Source organism: Pantoea sp. Z09 (genome assembly GCF_022394795.1).
Taxonomy (GTDB): Bacteria; Pseudomonadota; Gammaproteobacteria; order Enterobacterales; family Enterobacteriaceae; genus Pantoea; species Pantoea latae.
The window spans coordinates 422,115-447,665 of the sequence record NZ_CP092373.1; the positions used below are offsets into that span (position 1 = coordinate 422,115).

Annotated in this window: 23 protein-coding genes; 16 read left to right on the top strand and 7 right to left on the bottom strand. The window is 60.7% G+C overall.

Annotated features, from left to right (window positions below; genetic code table 11):
* Positions 1 to 19 precede the first annotated feature (19 nt).
* From MC269_RS02040 to MC269_RS02065, 6 genes are all read left to right on the top strand, one after another.
* The gene (locus MC269_RS02040) at positions 20 to 217 is read left to right on the top strand and encodes a DUF2065 family protein (RefSeq protein ID WP_239953614.1); all 198 of its coding nucleotides are present in this window, start codon (positions 20 to 22) and stop codon (positions 215 to 217) included.
* A 144-nt stretch (positions 218 to 361) separates the two neighbouring features.
* Positions 362 to 1,660 (top strand): adenylosuccinate synthase, encoded by a 1,299-nt coding sequence (locus MC269_RS02045; RefSeq protein ID WP_081140843.1) that lies wholly within the window; start codon positions 362 to 364, stop codon positions 1,658 to 1,660.
* A 207-nt stretch (positions 1,661 to 1,867) separates the two neighbouring features.
* Positions 1,868 to 2,311, top strand: coding sequence for a nitric oxide-sensing transcriptional repressor NsrR (gene nsrR / locus MC269_RS02050; RefSeq protein WP_081140751.1), 444 nt, complete (start codon positions 1,868 to 1,870; stop codon positions 2,309 to 2,311).
* Positions 2,312 to 2,327: 16 nt separating this feature from the next.
* The gene (gene rnr / locus MC269_RS02055; protein ID WP_239953616.1) at positions 2,328 to 4,766 is read left to right on the top strand and encodes a ribonuclease R; all 2,439 of its coding nucleotides are present in this window, start codon (positions 2,328 to 2,330) and stop codon (positions 4,764 to 4,766) included.
* 72 nt (positions 4,767 to 4,838) lie between these two features.
* Positions 4,839 to 5,573 carry a 23S rRNA (guanosine(2251)-2'-O)-methyltransferase RlmB gene (gene rlmB, locus MC269_RS02060; RefSeq protein ID WP_081140753.1) on the top strand — a complete coding sequence of 245 codons (735 nt, stop codon included), beginning with the start codon at positions 4,839 to 4,841 and terminating at the stop codon, positions 5,571 to 5,573.
* A gap of 86 nt (positions 5,574 to 5,659) precedes the next feature.
* Positions 5,660 to 7,288, top strand: coding sequence for an isovaleryl-CoA dehydrogenase (locus MC269_RS02065; RefSeq protein WP_239953618.1), 1,629 nt, complete (start codon positions 5,660 to 5,662; stop codon positions 7,286 to 7,288).
* On the opposite strand, the gene bsmA is transcribed toward MC269_RS02065, so the two are convergent.
* Positions 7,262 to 7,588 carry a biofilm peroxide resistance protein BsmA gene (bsmA, locus tag MC269_RS02070; protein WP_239953620.1) on the bottom strand — a complete coding sequence of 109 codons (327 nt, stop codon included), beginning with the start codon at positions 7,586 to 7,588 and terminating at the stop codon, positions 7,262 to 7,264. The two genes, MC269_RS02065 and bsmA, sit on opposite strands and share 27 nt — an antisense overlap.
* A gap of 56 nt (positions 7,589 to 7,644) precedes the next feature.
* Positions 7,645 to 9,576, bottom strand: coding sequence for a methyl-accepting chemotaxis protein (locus tag MC269_RS02075; protein ID WP_239953622.1), 1,932 nt, complete (start codon positions 9,574 to 9,576; stop codon positions 7,645 to 7,647).
* A 155-nt stretch (positions 9,577 to 9,731) separates the two neighbouring features.
* Between MC269_RS02075 and yjfP the strand changes: the two genes are divergently transcribed.
* Positions 9,732 to 10,481 (top strand): esterase, encoded by a 750-nt coding sequence (gene yjfP / locus MC269_RS02080; RefSeq protein WP_239953624.1) that lies wholly within the window; start codon positions 9,732 to 9,734, stop codon positions 10,479 to 10,481.
* 46 nt (positions 10,482 to 10,527) lie between these two features.
* Here the strand turns inward: yjfP and MC269_RS02085 are convergent, their stop codons facing one another.
* On the bottom strand, positions 10,528 to 10,734 hold the full coding sequence (locus tag MC269_RS02085) for a hypothetical protein (RefSeq protein WP_081140758.1): 207 nt from the start codon (positions 10,732 to 10,734) through the stop codon (positions 10,528 to 10,530).
* Positions 10,735 to 11,107: 373 nt separating this feature from the next.
* Here MC269_RS02085 and rpsF point away from each other — a divergent pair, with 373 nt between their 5' ends.
* From rpsF to rplI, 4 genes are read left to right on the top strand one after another with little or no spacing between them, the layout of a single operon-like run.
* Positions 11,108 to 11,503 carry a 30S ribosomal protein S6 gene (gene rpsF, locus MC269_RS02090; protein WP_081140759.1) on the top strand — a complete coding sequence of 132 codons (396 nt, stop codon included), beginning with the start codon at positions 11,108 to 11,110 and terminating at the stop codon, positions 11,501 to 11,503.
* Positions 11,504 to 11,509: 6 nt separating this feature from the next.
* Positions 11,510 to 11,827, top strand: a complete 318-nt coding sequence (priB, locus tag MC269_RS02095; RefSeq protein WP_081140760.1) for a primosomal replication protein N — start codon at positions 11,510 to 11,512, stop codon at positions 11,825 to 11,827.
* Between the two features lie 4 nt (positions 11,828 to 11,831).
* Positions 11,832 to 12,059 carry a 30S ribosomal protein S18 gene (rpsR, locus tag MC269_RS02100; RefSeq protein ID WP_000135199.1) on the top strand — a complete coding sequence of 76 codons (228 nt, stop codon included), beginning with the start codon at positions 11,832 to 11,834 and terminating at the stop codon, positions 12,057 to 12,059.
* Between the two features lie 39 nt (positions 12,060 to 12,098).
* A complete protein-coding gene (gene rplI / locus MC269_RS02105; protein WP_081140761.1) occupies positions 12,099 to 12,548 on the top strand; it encodes a 50S ribosomal protein L9 in 450 nt (149 codons plus the stop codon).
* 60 nt (positions 12,549 to 12,608) lie between these two features.
* Here rplI and MC269_RS02110 read toward each other — a convergent pair whose 3' ends face one another.
* Positions 12,609 to 13,280 (bottom strand): OapA family protein, encoded by a 672-nt coding sequence (locus tag MC269_RS02110; RefSeq protein WP_305802679.1) that lies wholly within the window; start codon positions 13,278 to 13,280, stop codon positions 12,609 to 12,611.
* A gap of 215 nt (positions 13,281 to 13,495) precedes the next feature.
* Here MC269_RS02110 and fklB point away from each other — a divergent pair, with 215 nt between their 5' ends.
* On the top strand, positions 13,496 to 14,116 hold the full coding sequence (gene fklB, locus MC269_RS02115) for an FKBP-type peptidyl-prolyl cis-trans isomerase (protein WP_033754889.1): 621 nt from the start codon (positions 13,496 to 13,498) through the stop codon (positions 14,114 to 14,116).
* Positions 14,117 to 14,172: 56 nt separating this feature from the next.
* On the opposite strand, the gene MC269_RS02120 is transcribed toward fklB, so the two are convergent.
* Positions 14,173 to 16,116 carry a bifunctional 2',3'-cyclic-nucleotide 2'-phosphodiesterase/3'-nucleotidase gene (locus MC269_RS02120; RefSeq protein WP_239953628.1) on the bottom strand — a complete coding sequence of 648 codons (1,944 nt, stop codon included), beginning with the start codon at positions 16,114 to 16,116 and terminating at the stop codon, positions 14,173 to 14,175.
* 271 nt (positions 16,117 to 16,387) lie between these two features.
* Between MC269_RS02120 and cysQ the strand changes: the two genes are divergently transcribed.
* Positions 16,388 to 17,128 (top strand): 3'(2'),5'-bisphosphate nucleotidase CysQ, encoded by a 741-nt coding sequence (cysQ, locus tag MC269_RS02125; protein ID WP_239953630.1) that lies wholly within the window; start codon positions 16,388 to 16,390, stop codon positions 17,126 to 17,128.
* Positions 17,129 to 17,161: 33 nt separating this feature from the next.
* On the opposite strand, the gene MC269_RS02130 is transcribed toward cysQ, so the two are convergent.
* Positions 17,162 to 17,716 carry a YtfJ family protein gene (locus tag MC269_RS02130; RefSeq protein ID WP_081140766.1) on the bottom strand — a complete coding sequence of 185 codons (555 nt, stop codon included), beginning with the start codon at positions 17,714 to 17,716 and terminating at the stop codon, positions 17,162 to 17,164.
* A gap of 315 nt (positions 17,717 to 18,031) precedes the next feature.
* On the opposite strand from MC269_RS02130, the gene MC269_RS02135 reads away from it, so the two are divergent.
* On the top strand, positions 18,032 to 18,238 hold the full coding sequence (locus MC269_RS02135; RefSeq protein ID WP_081140767.1) for a DUF1107 domain-containing protein: 207 nt from the start codon (positions 18,032 to 18,034) through the stop codon (positions 18,236 to 18,238).
* A 32-nt stretch (positions 18,239 to 18,270) separates the two neighbouring features.
* On the opposite strand, the gene MC269_RS02140 is transcribed toward MC269_RS02135, so the two are convergent.
* The gene (locus MC269_RS02140) at positions 18,271 to 19,599 is read right to left on the bottom strand and encodes a hemolysin family protein (RefSeq protein WP_081140768.1); all 1,329 of its coding nucleotides are present in this window, start codon (positions 19,597 to 19,599) and stop codon (positions 18,271 to 18,273) included.
* Positions 19,600 to 20,066: 467 nt separating this feature from the next.
* Here MC269_RS02140 and MC269_RS02145 point away from each other — a divergent pair, with 467 nt between their 5' ends.
* Both MC269_RS02145 and MC269_RS02150 read left to right on the top strand, forming a co-directional pair.
* Positions 20,067 to 21,782, top strand: a complete 1,716-nt coding sequence (locus MC269_RS02145; RefSeq protein ID WP_174580921.1) for an autotransporter assembly complex family protein — start codon at positions 20,067 to 20,069, stop codon at positions 21,780 to 21,782.
* Entirely contained in the window at positions 21,779 to 25,549 is a 3,771-nt protein-coding gene (locus MC269_RS02150) for a translocation/assembly module TamB domain-containing protein (protein WP_239953632.1), read from the top strand. The genes MC269_RS02145 and MC269_RS02150 overlap by 4 nt, the downstream gene beginning before the upstream one ends.
* Positions 25,550 to 25,551: the final 2 nt, after the last annotated feature.

Sequence of the window (25,551 nt, forward strand, 5' to 3'; positions counted from 1 at the left end):
CTTTTTTTTGGGATGATCCATGAACACAACCATATGGATGGCGCTGGCGCTGGTGTTAGTGCTGGAGGGGCTGGGACCGATGTTTCTGCCGCGCGTCTGGCGACGTATGCTCCTCAGTATGGCGCAGCTGCCGGATCGTCTGCTGCACCGTTTCGGCGGCGGCCTGGTGGTGGCGGGCGTGGTGATCTACTACATGATTGCCGCGCACAGCAGCTAAATTGTGTCTTTTGCGCGCGCGTTCCCCAGGATGTTGTAGTGTGCAAAAGCCAGGCGAAAAATGCGCGCAAACGTATGCTAAAAGTGCTGAAAGCCGCAAGATCAGATGGTAGAATCCATTTTTAAGCAATCGGTGATTTTGAAAATGGGTAAGAACGTCGTCGTACTGGGCACCCAATGGGGTGACGAAGGCAAAGGTAAGATTGTAGACCTTCTGACTGAACGCGCGAATTATGTCGTGCGCTACCAGGGTGGCCACAATGCAGGCCATACGCTTGTCATCAACGGTGAAAAAACCGTCCTCCATTTAATTCCATCTGGCATCCTGCGCGAAAACGTCACCAGCATTATCGGTAACGGCGTGGTGCTGTCGCCTGAAGCTCTGATGAAAGAGATGAAAGGCCTGGAAGAACGCGGCATACCGGTACGCGAACGTCTGCTGATTTCCGAAGCCTGTCCGCTGATCCTGCAATACCATGTGGCGATGGATCTGGCGCGCGAGAAAGCGCGCGGCGCCAAAGCCATCGGCACCACCGGCCGCGGCATCGGTCCCGCCTATGAAGATAAAGTGGCGCGTCGCGGCCTGCGCGTCGGCGATCTCTTCAATAAAGAGACCTTCGCCATCAAGCTGAAAGAGATTGTCGATTACTACAACTTCCAGCTGGTCAACTACTACAAAGAAGACGCGGTCGACTACGACAAAGTGCTGAGCGACGTAATGGCAGTAGCCGACGTGCTGACCAGCATGGTGGTCGACGTTTCCGATCTGCTGGACAAAGCGCAGAAGCGCGGCGACCTGATCATGTTCGAAGGCGCGCAGGGCACGCTGCTGGACATCGACCACGGCACCTATCCCTATGTGACCTCGTCCAACACCACCGCCGGCGGCGTGGCGACCGGTTCGGGCATTGGTCCGCGCTGCGTTGATTACGTGCTGGGCATCGTCAAAGCCTACTCGACGCGCGTTGGCGCGGGTCCGTTCCCGACCGAACTGTTTGACGACATCGGCGAGTTCCTGTGCGCGAAAGGCAATGAATTTGGCGCCACCACCGGGCGTCGTCGTCGCACCGGCTGGCTGGATGCGGTCGCGGTGCGTCGCGCGGTGCAGATCAACTCCCTGTCGGGCTTCTGCATGACCAAGCTGGACGTGCTGGACGGCCTGAAAGAAGTGAAAATCTGCGTGGGCTATCGCCTGCCAGACGGCCGCGAAGTGACCACCACGCCGCTGGCGGCGGAAAACTGGGAAGGCATCGAGCCGATCTACGAAACCCTGCCGGGCTGGAGCGAAACCACCTTTGGCGTGAAAACGCTGGAAGGGCTGCCGCAGACCGCGCGCGACTACATTAAGCGCGTTGAAGAAGTCACCGGCGTGCCGGTTGATATTATCTCTACCGGTCCAGACCGTAGCGAAACCATGATTCTGCGCGATCCGTTCGACGCATAATCCTGCACAGGCCGGAGACGCTCCGGCCTCTTTTTCTCCGCTTCTCATCCCTTCGCGCGTTCACATCACCGTTCGGCTGAAAAAAACACACTCTGGTTTCGACTCTGGTTTATCATCTACAGTAACCGCAAGCCGGTTTACTATTAAAATCAACCGCAACGCGGGCAGAGCAGATAAATACGCCGTGGGTGCGCTACTGAGGTCACTGTGCAGCTGACAAGTTTTACCGATTATGGTCTGCGGGCCCTAATTTACATGGCCAGTTTGCCGGAAGGCAAAATGACTAACATCACCGAAGTCACCGAGACCTACGGCGTGTCGCGCAACCATATGGTTAAAATTATCAATCAGCTCAGCCGTGCGGGATTTATCGCGGCGACGCGCGGCAAAAACGGCGGCATCCGTCTCGGGATGGATCCGCGTCATATCATCATCGGCGACGTGGTACGAAAAATGGAGCCGCTACAGTTAGTTGACTGCGCCACCTGCGTCATTACGCCAGCCTGCCGCCTGAGAAAGGCGCTGAACGATGCGGTACAGCTGTTTTTGCGGGAACTGGACAGCTACACGCTGGCAGACCTAGTCGAGGGGAATGAACCCTTATACCACATTTTATTGTCCGAACCGCCGGTGGCAATGAATCTGAAATGACATCGGAGGAACCGCTATGTCAAAAGATCCTTTTCAGGAAAGAGAAGCTGAAAAATACGAAAATCCTATTCCGAGCCGTGAATTCATTCTGGCTCATCTGGAAAAACGCGAAAAACCCGCCAGCCGCGACGAGCTGGCGCAGGAACTGAACCTGACCGACGAAGAGCACCTTGAAGCGCTGCGTCGTCGCCTGCGCGCCATGGAGCGTGACGGTCAGCTGGTGTTTACCCGTCGCCAGTGCTACGCGCTGCCGGAACGCCTCGATCTGCTGCGCGGCAAGGTGATTGGCCACCGCGACGGCTACGGCTTCCTGCGCGTGGAAGGTCAGAAAGATGACCTCTATCTCTCTGCCGAGCAGATGAAGATGTGCATGCACGGCGACGTTATCCTTGCGCAGCCGCTGGGCGCCGATCGCAAAGGACGGCGTGAAGCGCGCGTGGTGCGCGTGCTGGAGCCGCGCAACAATCAGATCGTCGGCCGCTACTTCACCGACGCGGGCGCCGGTTTCGTGGTGCCGGACGACAGCCGTCTGAGCTTCGACATTCTCATCCCGCCGGAAGCGACCTTACAGGCGCGTATGGGCTCGGTGGTGGTGGTCGAACTGGTGCAGCGCCCGACGCGCCGCACCAAGGCGATCGGCAAAGTCGCGGAGATCCTCGGCGACAACATGGGCACCGGCCTGGCGGTCGATATGGCGCTGCGCACCCATGAGATCCCGCACAGCTGGCCACCGGAAGTGGAAAAGCAGGTCAGCAAACTCAGCGAAGAGGTGCCGGAAGCGGCGAAGCAAGGGCGCGTCGATCTGCGCAAGCTGCCGCTGGTCACCATTGACGGCGAAGACGCGCGCGACTTCGACGATGCGGTCTACTGCGAGAAAAAACGCGGCGGCGGCTGGCGTCTGTGGGTGGCGATCGCCGACGTGAGCTACTACGTTCGTCCCGGCACGCCGCTCGACGACGAAGCGCTGCAGCGCGGCACCTCGGTCTACTTCCCGTCGCAGGTGGTGCCAATGCTGCCGGAAGTGCTCTCCAACGGTCTCTGCTCGCTGAATCCGCAGGTCGATCGCCTCTGCATGGTGTGCGAGATGACCATCTCCGCCACAGGCAAGCTGACCGGCTATAAGCACTACGAAGCGGTGATGAACTCTCACGCGCGTCTGACCTACACCAAAGTGTGGAACATTCTGCAGGGCAACCCGGAACTGCGCGAGCAGTACGCGCCGCTGCTGAAGCCGCTGGAAGAGCTGCACACCATGTATAAAGTGCTGGAGCAGGCGCGCGACGCGCGCGGCGGCATCTCGTTCGAGACCGAAGAAGCGAAGTTTATCTTCAACGCCGAGCGCCGCATCGAGCGCGTAGAGCGCACCGTGCGCAACGACGCGCACAAGCTGATCGAAGAGTGCATGATCCTCGCCAACATCGCCTCGGCGCGCTTCGTCGAGAAACACCAGGAGCCGGCGCTGTTCCGCGACCACGATCGTCCCAGCGACGACAGCATCACCAGCTTCCGCACCGTGCTGAATGAGCTGGGCCTGTCGCTGCCGGGCGGCGCGAAGCCGGAGCCGATCGACTACGCCGAGCTGCTGACGCAGATCGCCGATCGTCCGGATGCGGAGATGCTGCAAACCATGCTGCTGCGCTCAATGAAGCAGGCGGTCTACGATCCGGAAAACCGCGGCCACTTCGGTCTGGCCCTGCAGTCCTATGCGCACTTTACCTCGCCGATCCGCCGCTATCCCGATCTGCTGCTGCACCGTGCCATCAAATACCTGCTGGCGCAGGCCGAGGGCGAGGTGAAAGGCAACACCACCGCCACCGGCGGCTACCACTACGATCTGCCGCAGATGCTGCAGCTGGGCCAGCACTGTTCGATGACCGAGCGTCGCGCCGACGAGGCAACGCGCGACGTCGCCGACTGGCTGAAGTGCGACTTTATGCAGGATCAGGTCGGCAACACCTTTAACGGCGTGATCTCCAGCGTGACCGGCTTCGGCTTCTTTGTGCGCCTGAACGATCTCTTTATCGACGGGCTGGTGCACGTCTCGACGCTCGACAACGACTACTACCGTTTCGATCCGGTCGGGCAGCGTCTGATCGGCGAATCGGGCGGACGCACCTATCGTCTGGGCGATGCGGTGGAAGTGCGCGTCGAGGCGGTGCATCTGGACGAGCGCAAGATCGACTTCGCGCTGATCTCCAGCCAGCGTCAGCCGCGCGGCGAAGGCAAAACCGCGCGCGACAAAGCGAAGCGCGAAGGCAAAGCGCCGCCGAAGCGTCGTCGTCAGGTGGGCAAAAAAGGCAACTTTGAGCCGAACGAAGCGTTCCGCGACGGCAAGGAAAAACCGGCCAAAGCGAAGAAAGAGAAAAAAAGCAAAACCCCGTCGGAAAAAACCCGTAAAATCGCCGCCGCCACCAAGGCGAAGCGCGCCGCGAAAAAACAGGCTGACTCCGCCTGATGCGTTAACGGACGCCTTCTGCCCGCAGAGGGCGTCCGCTGAAGTCCATTTCATTCCAAACTGAGCAGATCGATGAGCGAAATTATTTTTGGTATCCATGCCGTGCAGGCGCTGCTGGAGCGCGATCCCCAGCGCTTCCAGGAAGTCTTTATCCTCAAGGGCCGCGACGATCGTCGCCTGCAGCCGTTGGTGGCGGCGCTGGAAGCTCAGGGCATCGTTATCCAGCTGGCGAACCGTCAGTGGCTGGATGGCCAGGTAGAGGGCGGCGTGCATCAGGGTATCGTGGCGCGCATCAAGCCGGGCCGTCAGTATCAGGAAGGCGATCTGCCGGATCTGCTGGCGAGTCTGGAAAAACCGCTGCTGCTGGTGCTGGACGGCGTTACCGATCCGCACAACCTTGGCGCCTGCCTGCGCAGCGCCGATGCGGCGGGCGTACACGCGGTGATCGTACCGAAGGATCGTTCTGCGTCGCTCAACGCCACGGCGAAAAAAGTCGCCAGCGGCGCGGCGGAAAACGTGCCGCTGATCCGCGTCACCAACCTGGCACGCACGCTGCGCCTGCTGCAGGAGTACAACATCTGGGTGGTTGGCACGGCGGGCGAAGCGGACCATACGCTCTACCAGAGCAAAATGACCGGGCCGATGGCGCTGGTGATGGGTGCGGAAGGTGAAGGCATGCGCCGTCTGACGCGCGAGCACTGCGACGAGCTGATCAGCATTCCGATGGCGGGCAGCGTCTCGTCGCTTAACGTCTCTGTGGCGACCGGCGTCTGCCTGTTCGAAGCGGTACGCCAGCGCGGGGCGTGATCCCCGCCGCAAAATCCTCTTAGTGCCAGGCATAACCGCGCGTCATTCTCCCATACTCACTGGGACAGGCAACGCGAGGAAGGGTTATGACCTGGACCACCCACACCGTTTTCAATCAGCCACAGCCCCTGAGCAACAGCAACCTCTTTCTCTCCGACACACCGCTGCGCGAGGCGCTCGCCCGTGAAGGTGCCGAGTGGGACCGCGAGTGGCTGGCGTCGGTGGGCGCGCAGCTCGGCGGCGCCGAGTCGCTGGAGTTAGGCCGGCTGGCCAACGCCGCGCCGCCGGAGCTGCTGCGCTATGACGCGCGCGGCGTGCGCATCGACGAGGTGCGTTTTCACCCCGCCTGGCATCTGCTGATGCAGGGCGTCTGCGCCAGCCGGCTGCATAATCTCAGCTGGCAGCCCGACGTGCTCGATCGCGCCATGGTGGCGCGCGCCGCGCGCTTTATCCTGCATGCGCAGGTCGAGGCGGGCACGCTCTGTCCGGCGACCATGACGCACGCCGCCGTTCCGCTGCTGCGGCGCTGGCTGCCCGACACTTTCAGCGACTGGCGCGAGCCGCTGCTCAGCGATCGCTACGACACCCACGCGCAGCCGGGCGGCCAGAAGCGCGGCCTGCTGATCGGTATGGGCATGACGGAAAAGCAGGGCGGCAGCGACGTCACCAGCAACACCACGCGCGCGGAGCCGCTGGCGGATCGCGCGCCCGGCTCGCTCTGGCGTCTCACCGGCCATAAATGGTTCTTTTCCGTGCCGCAGAGCGACGCGCACCTGGTGCTGGCGCAAAGCGGCAACGGGCTGAGCTGCTTTTTTGTGCCGCGTCTGCTGCCGGACGGCACGCGCAACGCCATCCGCCTTGAACGGCTAAAAGAGAAGCTGGGTAACCGCGCCAACGCCAGCAGCGAAGCGGAGTTTCAGGACGCCACCGGCTGGCTGCTGGGCGAAGAAGGCGACGGCGTGCGGCTGATTCTGCAAATGGGCGGCATGACGCGCTTCGACTGCGCGCTCGGCAGCCACGGCCAGATGCGGCGCGCCTTCTCCGTCGCGCTCTATCATGCGCACCAGCGCCAGGTGATGGGCAAGAATTTGCTGGACCAGCCGCTGATGCGCCAGGTGCTGGCGGCGCAGGCGCTGCAGCTGGAGGGGCAAACGGCGCTGCTGATGCGGCTGGCGCGCGCCTGGTCGCAGCCGGCCCAGCCGCTGGAAACCCTGTTCGCCCGGCTTTTCACCCCGGCAGCGAAGTACGCCGTCTGCAAGGCGGGCATGCCGTTCGTCGCCGAGGCGATGGAGGTGCTGGGCGGCGTAGGCTACTGCGAAGAGAGCGAACTGCCGCGTCTCTATCGCGATATGCCGGTCAACAGCATCTGGGAGGGATCCGGCAACGTGATGTGTCTCGACGTGCTGCGGGTGCTGCGCAAGCAGCCAGGCGTGATTGAGATGCTGGATGATGAGTTTGGGGCGGTGAAGGGCGTTAATCGCCTGTTTGACGCGGCCTGGCGTCAGCTAAAACTGCGGCTGAACCGCCTGCAGGAGAGCCAGGCGCGCGACATCGCCCAGCGCCTGTTTTTGCTGGCGACGGGCGCGCAGCTGCTGAAATATGGTGAGCCACCGCTGGCGGACGCCTGGTGCCGGCAGTGGCTCGACGGTCGCGGCGTCCGTCCGCTGGAGAGCCTGGTGGCGGAACGCTTACTGCTGCGCGCCAGCGGTGGGTGACGCGCCGTAAAGGATCGCCGTGGCGTACCAGTATCCCGGCGTGACCGTTTCATCCACCATAATCACCTGATAGTAGACCGCGCCGCGCTGGTTGGCCTCTGCCGCCAGCGCGCGCTGCGCGTCGTCCGGCGAACCTCGCGTCTGGGTGCTGATGCTGCCGAGTCTCGGCAGGCCGGTACTCTGCGCGCGCGTAATTTCCTGCGCCTGATGGCCAGGCGCAGGCGGCGGCTGCGGCGTGGTTTTCAGCGCCGAGCAGCCGCTCAACAGCAGCGCCAAAGTCAGTAAGTAAGCGTAACGCATAAGATTTCCTCAAGAGGGACGGTGACATAAGTGTAAGTCACCGCCCCAAAAGCGGGTCAGGATTTCAGATGAAAAACGCTGACTAACTGCGTCAGGTGGTGGCCTTTGTGACTCAGATTCTGCGCCGAGGCATCCGCCTGCGCCATCAGCTCGCTGTTTTCATGGGTCGCCTGGCTGATCTGGTTCATCGCCAGATTGACCTGGCCGATGCCCGCCGCCTGCTGCTGCGCCGCGACGTTGATCTCGCCCATCAGCGCCTGAACCTGCTCGATATGCGACACGATATGGGTCATGGCGTCGTGGGTCTGCTGCGACAGCTGATGCCCTTCCGAGACGTTGCTGATCGAGGTGGCGATCAAACCGTCGATCTCTTTCGCCGCCTGCGCGCTACGCTGCGCCAGCGCGCGCACTTCCGCCGCCACCACGGCGAAGCCGCGGCCGTGCTCGCCGGCGCGCGCCGCTTCCACCGCGGCGTTTAGCGCCAGGATATTGGTCTGGAAGGCGATCGATTCGATCACGTGCGTAATGTCGGCGATGCTCTGCGACGAGACCTGAATCGCGGACATGGTGTTCACCGAGCGGCTCACCGTCTGGCTGCCGTGGCCCACCAGGCTGCTCGCTTCCGCCACCAGCGTCATCGCCTGGCGCAGGTTGTCCGCGGTGTGCTCGACCGTGGCGCCGAACTGCTCCATGCTCGCCGAGGTCTCCTCCACGCTGCTCGCCTGACGGCCAATCTGCTCGCTGATATTCAGGCTGCTGGCAGCGATGGTGTCGGTGCCGTCGCTGATCTCCTGCGCGGCGGCGCGCACCTGGCCGACAATCTTCTCTAGCCCGTCGCCGATGCCATTAATGGCGGTAATCAGCTGGCCCACTTCGTCGCGACGTCGGGTATCGAGGTGCACGCGCAGGTTGCCCGCCGCGTACTGCTCCGCCAGATGGATCACCTGCTGCAGCGGCTGAGTAATAGCGCGGCGGCTGTAGAACACAAAGCCCAGCGCAAAAAGCAGCACCAGCGCCAGTCCGATTAGCATAAAGAGATTGCGGCTGTGGGTAATCGGCGCCAGCAGGCTGTCGCGGCTCACTTCGCCGACCACAATCCACTCCCAGCCCGGCAGCTGCTGCCAGGCCAGCATTTTGCTCTCGCCGTCGATCTGCGCCTCCTGAATGCCCTGCGGCTGGCTCAGCAGCGCCTGCTGCACGCTGGCGTCCCACGCCGGCTGTTGGCCTTCATGGCGCGCGTCAAACAGATAGCGGCCCTGCGCCGCGCCCGGCGCGCCGTTCAGCACAAAGAAATGGCCGCTGTCGCCCAGCTTGCGCGCCAGCACTTTGTCGCGCATCAGCGCGTACTGCTTATCGATCTGCACGCCGACGAACAGAATGCCGACCACCGCGCCGGCGTCATCTTTCACCGGCTGATACTGGGTGATATAGCGATGGCCGAACAGCGTCGCCAGCCCGCGATAGATCTCGCCGCGGCTGACGCTTTTCCACGCCGCGCTGCTACGGTCGAGACGGGTGCCGATGGCGCGGCTGCCATCCTCTTTTTTCAGCGAGGTGGAGATACGGTAAAAGTCGTCGCCGTCACGCACAAAGATGGTGGAGACGGCGGTGGTGCGCTGTAAAAAGTCATCCACCGCCACCTGATCGAGGTTCAGGGTTTTCAGTCCGGCGCGTAGCGTCGGGGTCGAAAACTCGCCCACCTGAATGCGCGCGCTGTCGTCGCGGCTAAAGCGCTGCGGCAGAAAGCTGGCGAACAGCTGGGTGTAGTTGTTGACCTCTTCGGTCAGGGTGGCGTTGAACATCGTTGCCATTTCGCTAATGCCCTGCACCTGATTATGCATATCATCGGTGGCGAGGCTTTCCAGCTGGCGGGCTGCTGTGTGGCTTTGAGTCAGTGTCAGGACGAACAGCAGCAGTGCGACGCTGAGAGACGTCAGTACAGACAGCTTGACTCCAAGACTCATGGGGCTGAGAGAGAGACGCTTCATAAAATACCTTTAGGTCGGTTTACGGGATATACGATTAACGGCATCGGCAGCAAAAGGTTTACCCCCTAAAAAGGGCAGTAGATTTGTGAAGCGGTTCGCAGATTAACGCCGCGGCGCGTAAACTCAGCGGAGTTAACAAAGAGAGCGGGGCAGGCATGATTGAACTGAATACGGAAAGGCTGGCGGGCATTGAGGTGCTGCATGCCGCGCCGGCGGGCCAGCGTCACGCGCCGCTGCCGACGGTGCTGCTTTATCATGGCTTCACCTCCTCGAAAGAGGTGTATGCCTATCTGGCCGTGGCGCTGGCGCAGGCGGGCTTCCGCGCCGTGATGCCCGACGCTGACCTGCACGGCGCGCGCGACAACGGCAACGACGCGCTACGGCTGTCGCGCTTTTGGCAGATTTTGCAGCGCAATATTGACGAGCTGCCGCAGCTGGAGAGCGCGCTGCGCGCCGCGAATCTGGTCGACGGCGACCGCTTCGGCGTGGCGGGCGCCTCGCTGGGCGGCATGACCGCGCTGGGCGCGATGGCGCGCTATCCGCATATCCGCAGCGTCGCCTGCCTGATGGGATCGGGCTACTTTATGTCTCTTAGCCGTTCGCTGTTTCCGCCGCTGCGCGTCGGCTCGCCGGAGGAGCAGGCGCAGTTCGATCGGCTGATGGCGCCGCTGGCGGCTTACGATCCCAGCGCCAGACTGGAGACGCTGGCGAGCCGGCCGCTGCTGCTGTGGCACGGCGAAGCGGACGAGGTGGTGCCTTTCGCCGAAACGGCGCGGCTGGTAGAGGCGCTGCAGGCAAACGGAGAGACAGAGAAGATGACCTTTTTCTCAGAGAGGGGCATCGGCCACAAAATCACCCCTTTCGCGCTGCGCGCGCTGGTGGATTTCTTCAAGGCGCAGCTGTAGCGCAGTCGGGCCGGCGGCGCGCCGTCAGCCCGTTACCCTGCAGAGATCACAACTGATTCGACAACCGCTGCGCCGCGCTGGTGGTGGCGCTGGCGTGCGTACTGCCCGGCGCGTCCAGTCGATTGACGTAGACATAGCCTGAGGCCGCTTTGCTGCTGTTACTTCTCATCTGCTGCGCACAGTCAGTCTGGCTGGCAAGGGCGGGTGGAGACAGGAAGAGACCCAGTAAAGTGGCGACGACGAACGTTTTCATGCTCGACTCCTCACTGATGGGAACACACTCTGCGACGGCGGAGAGAAGACTCGCGGCGTCATGAGTAAGTTTAGTGCCTGCCGTCGCCGATGCCAGACGGCAACGCTGAACGCCTTAATCAGTAAAACTGATGAAGTTATGCGCAAGCTGTTGAATTTTTGGCCATAGCACGGAAAGCCGCATTAAACGCGATTTAATGAAATGTGCGCTTGAGTTTAGACAGCGACGCCAGTATGATTACGCGTCAATTTTTCAGCTGCATTCAGGGGCGCGTTACATTCAATGAATGTTTCACGACCTATAACGTTCCTTGCTTCCGTGGGCCGCAGCTGACCCTGACAGGAGGCTGAATAATCCGTAAGGAGCAATTTCGATGCGTCATTACGAAATCGTATTTATGGTCCATCCTGACCAGAGCGAACAGGTTCCGGGCATGATCGAGCGTTACACTGGTGCTATCACTGGTGCACAGGGCACGATTCACCGTCTGGAAGACTGGGGCCGCCGTCAGCTGGCTTACCCGATCAACAAACTGCACAAAGCTCACTACGTTCTGCTGAACGTAGAAGCGCCGCAGGAAGCGATCGACGAGCTGGAAACGAACTTCCGCTTCAACGACGCCGTTATCCGCAGCATGGTTATGCGCGTTAAGCACGCGGTAACTGAAGCCTCTCCGATGGTTAAAGCGAAAGACGAGCGTCGTGAGCGCCGCGAAGACTTCGCTAACGAAACCTCTGATGAGTCAGATGCTGGGGATTCTGAAGAGTAATCATTCGTGACGGCCAATCGACTGCGCCTGTCTGGCACCGTGTGCAAGACGCCGGTTCGAAAAGTGAGCCCGTCAGGAATTCCTCACTGTCAGTTCGTGCTTGAGCACCGCTCAGTGCAGGAAGAAGCCGGTTTCCACCGGCAAGCCTGGTGCAGAATGCCTGTGATTATCAGCGGCACGCTCCATCAGGAGATTACTCAACATATAACGGTCGGCACGCCGCTCACCCTCGAAGGTTTCATTAGCTGCCATCAGGCGCGAAATGGCCAGAGTAAAATGGTGCTGCATGCCGAGCAGATTGAATTGATAGATTCTGGAGACTAGCCAAATGGCACGTTATTTCCGTCGTCGCAAGTTCTGCCGTTTCACCGCGGAAGGCGTTCAAGAGATCGATTATAAAGATATCGCAACGCTGAAAAACTACATCACTGAAAGCGGCAAGATCGTACCGAGCCGTATCACCGGTACTCGCGCAAAATACCAGCGTCAGCTGGCTCGTGCTATCAAGCGCGCGCGTTACCTGTCTCTGCTGCCGTACACTGATCGTCATCAGTAATCGGCAACTGTCCATTAACGACTTTAAGAGGATAAGGTAATGCAAGTTATTCTGCTTGATAAAGTAGCAAACCTGGGCAGCCTGGGTGATCAGGTCAACGTTAAAGCGGGCTACGCGCGCAACTTCCTGGTACCGCAGGGCAAAGCTGTTCCTGCTACCAAGAAAAACGTTGAATATTTCGAAGCTCGTCGCGCTGAACTGGAAGCTAAGCTCTCCGACGTTCTGGCTGCTGCCAACGCACGCGCTGAGAAAATCAATGCACTGGGTTCAGTGACCATCGCCTCTAAATCAGGCGACGAAGGTAAACTGTTCGGTTCTATCGGTACGCGCGACATCGCTGACGCTGTAACTGCAGCTGGCGTTGACGTGGCTAAGAGCGAAGTTCGTCTGCCGAACGGCGTTCTGCGCACCACCGGTGAGCACGAAGTTGACTTCCAGGTTCACAGCGAAGTTTTCGCGAAACTGGTTGTAAATGTAGTTGCTGAGTAATTTTACTCGGTAATGCGAAAAAGCCGGCCTTGTGCCGGCTTTTTTGTTTTTGCCGCCGCGCTATTGGGCGCGTATAAACGAGCCGTCCGGCTGGCGAGTAAACAGCACCGGGCCGTTCGCGCCATCCACCGTCAGCCCCGTCACCACGCCCTCTCCATTCTGCCTGATCTTTACCTGCTGTCCGCTCTGCAGCGCGCTCAGCGGCTGATCGTTGCCTTCCACGCGCGCCATAGCGAAGACGTCGCCGACCGGCAGATTATTGTCGCGAAACAGCTGCGCCAGCGTCTGACCAGAGGCGATGGTATAGCTGCGCCACGCGCCCTGAGAATCCGCCTTCGGCGGTTGCGCGTTTTGCTGCGGCGCGTTCTGATCGACGATCTCCGCCTGCATCGGCACCTCTTTTTCGCCACTCGCGGTCTGCGGGCGCTCAATCGGGTATTGCGGCGAGCTGGAGGGCCATAAGAAGGCCAGCAGCATCACCAGCAGGGCGATAACGATGCCGCGCCGGTGCGCCGGCGGCAGCGGGCCCATCCAGCGCAGGGTGTCGGTAAAGTGCCAGATTTTACTCAGCCAGGCGGGCATGCGGGAAGGCGCGTCTGAAGCCATTCGTGAATCCTCCTCATCGCCAGCGGCGGTCGGCGGGGTAGCGGGCCGCCAGGCGAAGCGTTGGCGCAAAGTGCGCAAAGCGCGGGGTGCGCGCGTCCTGCGGCGTCGTGGGGCGATTTGACCCATGTATCTCTCTTCTTTCAGTACTCTGGCAAAGATGGCCTTGGTCCAGAGTTATAGTATGGGCAATGCGAGCGCGACGCGCCTGCCAGCCCGATGAAATATGACCTGCGTATTGTTTCTGTTTCAACGGCAAAAGTCATCTGCGCGCGCGGGATTTTACGCCGGCGGCCCGCGCTGTTATGCTGCCGGTTCTATTAGCGAAAGAGACAGGTATCAAGATGACGACCCCTTCATTCGACAGCGTCGAATCACAAGCAAGTTACGGAATCGGTTTACAGGTTGGCCAGCAGTTGCTGGAGTCCGGTCTGCAGGGACTTCAGCCGGAAGCGCTGCTCGCGGGCCTGCGCGACGCGCTGGAAGGGAATTCGCCGGCGGTGCCGGTTGACGTCGTGCATCGTGCGCTGCGCGAAGTGCATGAGCGCGCCGAAGGCGTGCGTCGCGAGCGCGTCGAGGCGATGGCGGCCGAAGGTCAAACCTTCCTGGCGGAGAACGCGCAGCGCGAAGGCGTCAACAGCACCGAATCGGGCCTGCAGTTCAGCGTGATCAAACAGGGCGATGGCCCGATCCCGTCACGTCAGGATCGCGTACGCGTTCACTACACCGGCAAGCTGATCGACGGCACGGTGTTCGACAGCTCGGTTGCGCGCGGCGAACCGGCTGAATTCCCGGTCACCGGCGTGATCGCCGGCTGGATTGAAGCGCTGACGCTGATGCCGGTCGGCTCGAAGTGGGAGCTGACTATTCCACACAACCTCGCCTACGGCGAGCGCGGCGCAGGCGCCTCCATTCCGCCGTTCAGCACCCTGATCTTCGAAGTGGAGCTGCTGGAGATCCTGTAATCTCCGTTGCTTTTCAGTACGCGAAAGCCAGCCCCTGGGCTGGCTTTTTTACGCCCCTATCGCGGCTGCAGATCGACGCGCCACAGCGCAAAACCGATGGCGTCGCTGCCCTGCGGCTGCATCGGGTATTGCGCATGGCTGCGGATAAACGCCGTCGCCTTGTCGCCCGGCGCGGTCTCAAAGCGAATATCGAGCGGCGCGCTGCTGCTAATCGGCGCCAGCCGCCAGTTGTTGTCCGCCTGTGGACGCACCTCGCCATGCGCCTTTGTCTCCGCGCTGATATAGGCCGCCACCACCGCGCGGTTCTCATCGGGCGCGGCGAAGGCGATATGGCTATCGCCGGTGCCGGCAAATGTGCCGCCGTAGGCGCGATAGTTATTGGTGGCGACCAGAAAGGTGGCATGCGGATCGATCGGCTTGCCCTGCCACGTCAGGTTTTTGATGCGCGAGGCGTCTGGATGGATCAGCCGGCAGTCGTTGGTGTAGCGCGCGGGCTGGGTAACGTCGATCTGATAGTTGACGCCGTCGATGACGTCGAAGTTGTAGGTGCGGAAGTCCCAGTTAATCAGCGACTGCGCATCGCGGCGCTGTGGATCGATTTGGTTAAACTGGCCGGCGGAGCACTCCAGCCACTCTTTGACCTCGGCGCCGCTGACTTTCAACACCACCAGCGTATTCGGGTAGAGATAAAGATCGGCGGCGTTGCGGAAGGTGAGGTCGCCTTTTTCCACTTCGGTATAGCTGGCAGGATCGTTTTTGCGCCCGCCTGCTTTAAACGGCGCGGCGGCGGAGAGCACCGGCAGGCGACCGAGATCGGGATCGCCCTGAATAAAATGCTCGACGTAGGCGCGCTGCGCGTTATTGATGATCTGCACGGTGGGATCGTCCTGCACCAGCGCGAGATAGCTGTACATCACGTCCGCCGATTTGCCGATCGGCTGCGCCACAAAGGTGCGCGTGGCGCGATGATCCTGTTCCAGCACCTTCACCAGCGCCGGATCTTCCGCCGCCAGCGACTTTTTCTGCGCCGCGTCGTAAATCGGACGCGCTTCCGCTTTGCGATCGCTGACCTGCCAGCGGCCGTCGTCATGCGTCAGCACCAGATCCACCACGCCGAGATGATCGCCCCACATGCCGGGCATCACCGCCGCCACGCCGTTCAGCGTGCCTTTTTCCACGTCCGCGCCTTTGATGGCGGCGAACTCTTTGCTGGGGAAAACCGCGTGCGCGTGGCCGAACAGGATCGCATCGATCCCTTTTACCTGGCTCAGGTAGTAGACCGAGTTTTCCGCCATCGCGTGGTAGGGCTCGCTGCTGAGGCCGGAATGGGGGATCGCCACCACCAGATCCGCGCCCTGAGCGCGCATCTGCGGCACATAGCGGCGCGCGGTTTCGGTGATGTCCTCGACGCGCACCTTGCCCTGCAGGTTCGCTTTATCCCACACCATAATCTGCGGCGGCGCGAAGCCGATAAAGCCAATCTTCAGCAGCTGGCTGTTGCCGTCGCGATCCGTCACTTCGATGGGCTCTATCAGCCAGGGCGTAAACATCGGCTGGTTGGTTTTCAGATCGATAATATTGGCGTTAACGTAGGGGAAGCGCGCCCCCGCCAGCGCTTTGCGCAGGTAAGGCAGGCCGTAGTTGAATTCATGGTTGCCGAGGTTGCCGACGCTGTAATCAAGCGTATTGAGCGCCTTATAAACCGGATGGATCTCGCCCTGCTGCAGCCCCTTCGCCGCCATATAGTCGCCGAGCGGGCTGCCCTGAATAATATCGCCGTTATCCACCAGCACGCTGTTCTTCACCTCCTGACGCGCGGCATGGATCAGCGTCGCGGTGCGCACCAGCCCGAACTTCTCGGTGGGGGCGTCTTTGTAGTAGTCGAAATCCATCATGTTGCTGTGCAGATCGGTGGTTTCCAGCAGACGAAGATCGACGGTGGCGGCGTGCAGGGCGGTTGAGAGGCCCAGCGCCAGAAAAGTCAGAGTGGGTTTAAACATGCGTGCTCCTGCTGCAAAAAAGTAAGGCTCTCAAAGTAATGTAAAACAACGATGATGTGTCAGAGGAATACGTGATGGGATTCTCGTTTTAGCGGCTGAAACCGCTGAAAAGCGCGCGGCATGGCGGCAGGTCGCAATACATGGTATTGATATCATTAAAATATTGAGGGTTTAGCGCCTGGATGGCCGGGCAGCAGCGCTGTAGCTGCTAAAATTTAACCGATGTGGCGCACGTTAACGCGTGCAGCAGCCACCGATCAGGAGGTGAACAATGTTAGAGCACATTTGCCAGCTGGCGCGCGAAGCGGGCAACGCGATCATGCTGATTTACGAGAAAGAAACGCCGCCAGACGTTTCACGCAAATCCGACGACTCCCCGGTGACCGCAGCGGATATCGCCGCGCACGATATTATTCTGCAGGGGCTGCGGCAGCTGACGCCGGAAGTGCCGGTGCTGTCGGAAGAAGATCCGCCCGCCTGGAGCGAGCGGCAGCAGTGGCAGCGCTACTGGCTAGTCGACCCGCTCGACGGCACTAAAGAGTTTATCAAGCGCAACGGCGAATTTACCGTCAACATCGCGCTGATCGATCAGGGCAAACCGGTGCTGGGCGTGGTCTATGCGCCGGCGCTCGACGTGATGTACTCTGCCGCCGACGGCAAGGCCTGGAAAGAAGAGGGCGGCCACAAGACGGCGATCCACGCCCAGGCGGCGCGACCGCCGCTGGTGGTGGTGAGCCGCTCTCACGCCGACGACGAACTGAAAGAGTATCTGAAGCAGCTGGGCGAGCATCAGACCGTCGCTATCGGCTCGTCGCTGAAATTCTGTCTGGTGGCGGAAGGCAAAGCGCAGCTCTATCCGCGCTTTGGGCCAACCAACATCTGGGACACTGGCGCGGGGCACGCCGTCGCGATGGCGGCGGGCGCGCACGTGCATGACTGGCAGGGCAAAACGCTGGACTATGCGCCGCGCGAATCTTTTCTTAATCCTGGCTTCCGCGTGTCGCTGTTCTGATCAACACGGGAGGCGCATGCCTCCCGTTTTCTGTTACTGCTTCAGCAGCGTCCGCACAAGATCGATCACCTGCGTCACCTCCTGTTGCGTTAGCGCGCCATCTTTCACAAAGCGCACGCGGCCGTTTTTATCCAGCACCACAATCGCCGAGCCGGCGTCCTGCAGCTGCCAGGCGTGTTTAACGTTGCCTTTGTTGTCGACGATAAACTGCGACCAGGGATACTGCTTCTTATTGCTCTCAATGCTGCTGCGCACGAACATGCCGGTGCCGGGGATAGCGTCGTCGGTATTGACGATGGTGGTGGTCTGATAGCGGTCGTGCGGGAACTGCGCCGCTTTAATCGCCTCAATCACGGCGGCATTTTTCTCTTTAGCGGAGGAGCGTCCGGCAATATGCTGGATCACGCGCACCTTGCCCGCCAGCTGCGCGCTGTTCCAGCGCTTATAGCTGAAATCATCCTGCTGATAAAGCAGCTCGCCTTTATCGTCGACGCCGACCGCAGGCACGCGTTCATCTGGTTTCAGAACGTGGGCGAAAACCGCGCCGGGCAGTAGAACCAGCGCAAACAGGGCACAGGCGAGTCGCATAGTAGATCTCCTTGAGTAATCCGACCAGTTAGTCATTTTTCTGCAATAGTAAGCGGGGATGATGCGCCTGTCTTGTTAAGGTGTCAGGTTTGTTATCTATGACACAATTTATTAACAAGCTTGGATTTATACTGTGTTGGTGACGCGTGATAACAGACTATTCTGTAATGATGTGTCAACTCAGTAAAAAAGTTCAGCTTTCGGAACATTAACCCCGTTAAGTGTTCTATAGTTTACCGGCATTTGCGCTTCATGGGCTCGTACCGAACTTGGAAACGGCGAAGCGTATTTAAATATATACAGGAGTTAGACAGCATGAAGATTTTCCAACGCTATAATCCACTGCAAATAGCGAAATATGTAAAAACGCTGTTCAAAGGAAGGATGTATATCAAGGACGTTGGCGCGTTCGAGTTCGACAAAGGGAAAGTGTTGATCCCGCGCGTAAAGGACGTACAGCACTTAAGCGTGATGTCCGAAATTAACCGTCAGGTTCTGCGCCTTCAGGCGGAGTTCAACTGACAAAAAGGGCGCCGTCGGCGCCCTCTGATTTTCTACTCTTCCCCTTCCGTGGCCTTCGCCACATTCAGCACCGGCGGACGATCGTCAATCCGCGTCACCAGCAGCTGATCGATACGATAGCTGTCAATATCCACCACTTCGAACTTAAATCCGGCGAACTTGACGAAATCGGTACGTTTCGGGATTTTGCGCAGCATATACATCATAAAGCCGCCGATGGTTTCATAGTTGCCTGACTGCGGAAATTCGTCGATATGCAGCACGCGCATCACGTCGTCGATCGGCGTGCCGCCCTCTACCAGCCAGGAGTTCTCGTCGCGCGCCACAATCTGCTCTTCCATTCCCTGGCCGACCAGATCGCCCATCAGCGTGGTCATCACGTCGTTGAGGGTAATGATGCCCACCACCAGCGCGTATTCGTTCATGATCACCGCGAAGTCTTCGCCTGCGGTTTTAAAGCTTTCCAGCGCTTCAGAGAGCGTCAGCGTGTCCGGCACGATGAGTGCCGACCGGATCTGCACGCCGCTGTTAAGCGCCATGCTCTGATTGCCCAGCACGCGCAGCAGCAGCTCTTTGGAATCGACGTAGCCGACGATATGGTCGATGTCGCCGTCGCACACCAGGAACTTCGAGTGCGGATGCTCGGCAATTTTGGTCTTCAGCGTGGTTTCGTCTTCGCGCAGATCGAACCAGACCACGTTTTCGCGTGAGGTCATGGAAGAGGGCACGGTGCGCGATTCCAGCTCAAACACGTTCTCAATCAGCTCGTGCTCCTGCTTGCGCAGCACGCCCGCCAGCGCGCCCGCTTCCACCACCGCGTAGATATCGTCAGAGGTGATGTCGTCTTTACGCACCATCGGCAGCTTAAAGACGCGGAAGAAGACGTTCGCCAGGCCGTTGAACAGCCAGACCAGCGGGCTGAACACCAGCAGACAGAAGCGCATCGGGTTAATGATGCGCAGCGCCACCACTTCCGGCGCAATCATGCCGACGCGCTTCGGCGTCAGATCGGCGAACAGAATAAAGAAGCTGGTGACGATGATAAAGGAGCAGATAAAGCTGAGCTGATCGGCGAGCGCCGGCTCCATAAAGCGGCTAAACAGGCTGCTGAAGGCGGGCGAGAAGGCCGCGTCGCCGACGATACCGCCGAGGATGGCGACCGCGTTCAGGCCAATCTGCACCACGGTAAAGAAGGTGCCGGGCGTTTCCTGCATCTTCAGCACGCGCTGGGCGTTGATATTGCCCTCGTCGGCCAGCAGTTTAAGTTTGATCTTGCGGGCGGCCGCCAGCGAGATTTCCGAGAGAGAGAAAAAGGCGCTGATCACGATCAGCAACAAGATGACAAGCAAGCTATCTAACATAGGGTTTCCAAAGGGTTATCCACTTGTCATTTTTGGCCTGGGCAGCGCACGCAAAGGGCGTACCGTCTGTACTCACCTCTCAGTCTGGGCTATCCGTGCCAAAAATGTCTGCGCCTTATCGACAGAGCAGCGTCGGGGCAGAAAAAGAGCAGGCGAAGCCTGCGCCGCTGATTATAGCAGCAGCGCCCTCAAGGCCGCCAGAGTTCGCAGCGACCGCGTTTAGCTCAGATTAATCCGAGTGGCGCGCGCATCTGCTGCGCAGCGGTTGTATCGATCCGGTCATTTGCTGACAATGGGGCGCTATTTGGCTTTGTTGCCGTTTTTTCGCAGCCGCAGGCCGCTTTCTGCGGCTATGATGATGACAGCGCCGCTGCGATGTTCTTATCCAGGGATCTATATCACGCCCCGCGGAATAGGGGTCGGCATGATTAACAGGAGTACGCGTGCCACGAATTCACGTCTGTTTTATGACCTGCCTGCTGGCCGCCGCGCCGGTCGCTGAGGCAGCGAAAGTGCGCCTTGAAGTGCAAGGCTTAACCGGGGATCTCAACAAAAACGTGCGCGCCCGTCTCTCGACCATCGGCGCCGACGAGGTGTCGAACGACGGCCGCTTTCGCGCGCGCGTTTCAGAGGCGATTCAGCAAGGGCTGAAAGCGCTCGGCTACTATGAGCCCGATATCGATTTCGAGGCGCGTCCCGCGCCACCGCAGGGCGGCCGACCGGTGCTGATCGCCCATGTCAAACCCGGCGAACCGGTGAAAATCGCCGGCAGCACCATCGTGCTCGAAGGCGACGCGCTGCGCGATCCCGACTATCGGGCCTGGGTGAAACAGGGCACGCCGCAAAAAGGGCGCCAGCTTAACCACGGCGAATATGAGAAGTTTAAAAGCGGCTTCTCGAACCTGGCGCTGCGCAACGGCTATTTCGACGGCAACTTTAAAAAGAGCCAGCTTGGCGTCTCTGTGGAGCGTCGCGAAGCCTTCTGGGATATCGACTACGACAGCGGGCAGCGCTATCGCTTCGGCGACGTCAGCTTTTCCGGCTCGCAAATCCGCGAGGAGTATCTGGAGAAGCTGGTGCCGTTTAAAAAAGGCGACAACTACAGCTCGCGCGATCTCGCCGAGCTGAACCGTCGTCTCTCGGCGACGGGCTGGTTTAACTCCGTGGTGGTGGCGCCGGAATTCGCGCAGGGGCGGAAAACCAAAGTGCTGCCGCTCAGCGCGGTGGTGTCGCCGCGCACCGAAAACACCATCGAAACGGGCGTCGGCTACTCCACCGACGTCGGGCCGCGCCTGAAGGCGACGTGGAAAAAGCCCTGGGTTAACGACAGCGGCCACAGCATGGCGGCCAGCGCCTATCTCTCCGCGCCGGAGCAGCAGCTCGACCTGAGCTATAAGGTGCCGCTGTTGAAAAGCCCGCTGGAGCAGTATTACATCTTCTCTGGCGGCCTGAAGCGCACCGATCTTAACGACACCAAAGCGGACACTTCCACACTCGGGGTGTCGCGCTACTGGGAGAACAGCACCGGCTGGCAGAAGGCGATAAACCTGAAATGGAGCCTCGATCACTTTACCCAGGGCAGCGTCACCAACACCACCATGCTGCTCTATCCCGGCGTCAGCCTGAACCGCACCCGCTCGCGCGGCGGCCTGATGCCGACGTGGGGCGACTCGCAGCGCTACTCCATTGACGTCTCCGACACCACCTGGGGATCGGACGTCGACTTCCTGATCCTGCAGGCGCAGAACGTCTGGATCCGCACCCTGGCGGATAAGCATCGCTTTGTGGCGCGCGGCAATCTCGGCTGGATCGAAACCAACGACTTCGAGAAGGTGCCGCCGGATCTGCGCTTCTTCGCGGGCGGCGATCGCAGCATTCGCGGCTACAAATACAAAGACATCTCCCCGCGCGACGAAGACGGCAAGCTGACCGGCGCCTCGAAACTTGCCACCGGCTCGCTGGAGTACCAGTACAACGTGACCGGCAAATGGTGGGGCGCGGCGTTTATCGACTCGGGCGAGGCGGTCAACGACATCAAACAGAGCAATTTTAAAACCGGCGCGGGCTTCGGCGTGCGCTGGGCGTCGCCGGTCGGGCCGATCAAACTGGATATCGCCCGGCCGATTGGCGACAGCGAGGAGCATGGTTTGCAATTTTATATCGGACTGGGGCCTGAACTATGAAGCTGTGGAAAAAGGTCCTGATCGGCGTAGTGATCTTTCTGCTGCTGTTACTGGGCGGCGTGGCGTTTTTAATCGGCACCACGCCGGGACTGCATCTGGTGCTGAACGGCGCGGCGCGCTGGGTGCCGGGCCTGTCGATCAAACAGGTGGACGGCGGCTGGCGTAATCTGACGGTCAGCGGCCTGCGCTATGAGATGCCCGGCGTCAGCGTCGATGCCGGCTCCTTTCATCTGGCGGTGGATCTTAACTGCCTGCTGCACTCCTCGGTGTGCGTCAACGATATCGCGCTGAAGGATGTCAGCGTGGTGGTCGACAGCAAAAAGATGACGCCCGCGCAGGAGGCGCCGCCGGAAGAGGAGAGCGGCAGCGGCGATCTCAGCACACCGTATCCGATTACGCTGCGCCATCTTGGCCTGCATAACGTCAATGTGAAAATCGACGACACCGCCATCTCGCTGCTCGATTTCACTACCGGTCTGCAGTGGCAGGGTCGCGCGCTGACGCTGAATCCCACCCATATCCAGAGCCTGCTGGTAGCGCTGCCGAAAGCGGCGAAGGTCGCCAACGAAGAGGTGGTGCAGCCGAAGGTACAGCAGCCGCAGCCGGATGAGAAGCCGCTGGGCGAAACCCTGCAGGCGATGTTTGCGAAGCCGCTGCTGCCGGAGATGCCCGACTTTCGTCTGCCGCTCGATATCGACGTGCAGTCGATCCTTGGCGAGCAGCTGCGCCTGACCGGCGACACCGACATTGCGGTCAGTCGCCTGCTGCTGAAGGCGAAAACCGCTGACCGCAAGCTGCAGCTGCAGACGCTGGACATCGACTCTAACCTTGGCCAGCTCAACGGCAGCGGCGATGCGACGCTGGCAGACAACTGGCCGGTGAATTTCACCCTTAACGGCACGGCCAACGTCGATCCGCTGAAGGGCGAGAAGATCAAACTGGATCTGGGCGGCGCGATGCGCGATGAGCTGAAGCTGGGCCTGAATCTTTCCGGCCCGGTGCGCGCGCAGCTCGACGCCACCACCCAGCTGGCGGCGGTGGGGCTGCCGCTGTCGCTGCACCTCACCAGCCCGCAGCTGCGCTGGCCGCTGACCGGCGCGGCGCAGTATCAGGCGGACGATCTCGACTATCAGTTCAAGGGCAAAGCCACAGACTATGTAATGTCGCTGCGCACGGCGGTGAAAGGAGAGGGCCTGCCGCCCGCCACCGTCGCGCTGGACGGCAAAGGCAACGTCGAGCAGTTTAGCCTCGACAGGCTGCGCCTTGGCGCGCTGCAGGGCAACGTCGATCTCACGGCGCTGGTGGACTGGAGCAAGGCGATCAGCTGGCGCAGCGAACTGACGCTCTCCGGCATCAACACCGCACGCCAGTATCCCGACTGGCCGGCGAAGCTGGACGGCAAAATCGCCACGCGCGGCAGCCTCTACGGCGGCAGCTGGCAGGTGAGCGTGCCGCAGCTGCAGCTGAAGGGCAACGTCAAGCAGAACGCGGTCAGCGCCGACGGGTCGCTAAAAGGCAACAGCTACAACCAGTGGGATATTCCTGGCGTGCACATCGTGCTGGGCCGCAACAATCTGGACGTGAAAGGCTCGCTGGGTGACGCGCTTAACCTCGACGCCACCATCGACGCGCCGCACCTCGACAACGCCCTGCCAGGGCTGGGCGGCGTTGCCAAAGGTACCATCAAGGCGCGCGGCACGCTGCAGGCGCCGCAGCTACTCGCCGATCTCAACGCCACCGGGCTGCGCTGGCAGCAGCTGCAGATCCGTCGCGTGACGCTGGACGGCGACGTGCGCTCCAGCGATCAGGTCGCCGGCAAGCTACAGCTGCGCGTCGAGCAGCTGAAGCAGGATGCGCTGTCTATCAGCCTGCTGACGCTCAACGCCGACGGCAATGAAAAAGCGCATCAGCTCAAACTTAACGTGCAGGGCGAGCCGGTTTCCGGCCAGCTGGCGCTCAACGGCAGCTTCGATCGCCAGCAGCAGCGCTGGCAGGGCACGCTTAACAATACGCGCTTTGAAACGCCGGTCGGCGAATGGCGACTGACGCGCGCGATGGCGATCGACTACCTCAACGCGAAGCAGACCGCCACCATTGGCCCGCACTGCTGGCAGAACCCCAATGCTCAGCTCTGCGTGCCGGAGCCGGTTGAAGCGGGCCCGAGCGGCCACGCCCATATCCAGCTCAACCGCTTCGACCTGGCGATGATCAAGCCGTTCCTGCCGGATGAAACCCAGCTGGCGGGCCTCTTTAGCGGCGACGCGCGCGTCAACTGGACGGCGGACGGCGCGCTGCCGACCGGTACCCTCTCGCTGAAGGGCAGCGGCGTGAAGGTGCGGCAGGATGTGCAGGGCAATACGCTGCCCATCGACTTTAACGCGCTGAACCTCAACGCGGCGCTGCGCAACGGCCACGCCGATCTCGACTGGCTGATCCGCATCGCTAACAACGGCCAGCTCGACGGCAACGTGCAGATCGGCGATCCGCAAAACCGTCGTACGCTGGCGGGCAACGTCAACATCCGTAATATCTCGCTGGCGATGCTCAACCCGGCGCTGATGCAGGGCGAGAAGATCAAAGGCAACCTCAACAGCAGCCTGCGCCTCGGCGGCAGCGTGAAGCAGCCGCAGATCTTCGGCCAGCTTGGCCTGCAGGGCGTCGACGTCGACGGCAACTTTATGCCGGTCGATCTCACTGCTGCCAATCTGAACATGGTGTTCAACGGCATGAGTTCGACGCTGAACGGTCTGGTGCAGACCGCGCAGGGCAACATCAACCTCAACGGCAACGCGGACTGGAGCCAGCTCGACAACTGGCGCGCGCGCATCGCCGCGCAGGGCAGCCGCGTGCGCGTCACCGTGCCGCCGATGGTGCGCATGGATGTCTCGCCGGATCTGGTGTTCGAGGCGACGCCGGCGGCCTTCAGCCTGGACGGCAGCGTCGATATTCCCTGGGCGCGCATTACGGTGCAGGAGGTGCCAGAGAGCGCGACGGGCGTCTCGTCGGACGAGGTGCTGCTGGATAAAAACCTGCAGCCGATTCAGCCGAAAACCGCCGCTATCCCGATTAACAGTAATCTGGTGATCCACGTCGGCAACGACGTGCGCCTCTCTGCCTTCGGCCTGAAGGCGAAGCTCAACGGCGACCTGAAGGTGGTGCAGGACAGAACCGGTCTCGGCCTCAATGGCCAGATCAATATTCCGTCCGGGCGCTTCCACGCCTACGGTCAGGATCTGATCGTGCGCAAAGGCGAGCTGCAGTTCGCCGGTCCGCCGGATCAACCCTATGTCAACCTGGAAGCGATCCGTAATCCTGAGGCGACAGAGGATGACGTCACGGCGGGTCTGCGCGTCACCGGGCTGGCGGACGAGCCGAAGGTCGAGGTCTTCTCCGATCCGGCGATGTCGCAGCAGGAGGCGCTTTCCTACCTGCTGCGCGGTCAGGGATTAGGCTCTGACGGCGATGGAAACGCATTAACCTCGGCGTTAGTTGGGCTAGGGGTTGCACAAAGTGGTCAGGTTGTGGGTAAAATCGGTGAGACGTTTGGCGTCAGCAATCTTGCCCTTGATACGACTGGGGTTGGCGACAGCCAGCAGGTGCAGGTCAGCGGCTATGTGCTGCCGGGTCTACAAGTAAAATATGGCGTCGGCATTTTTGATTCGCTGGCGACCTTGACCTTGCGTTATCGCCTGATGCCCAAACTCTATTTGGAAGCCGTGTCCGGTGTGGACCAGGCTCTTGATTTGCTCTATCAGTTTGAGTTTTAGCA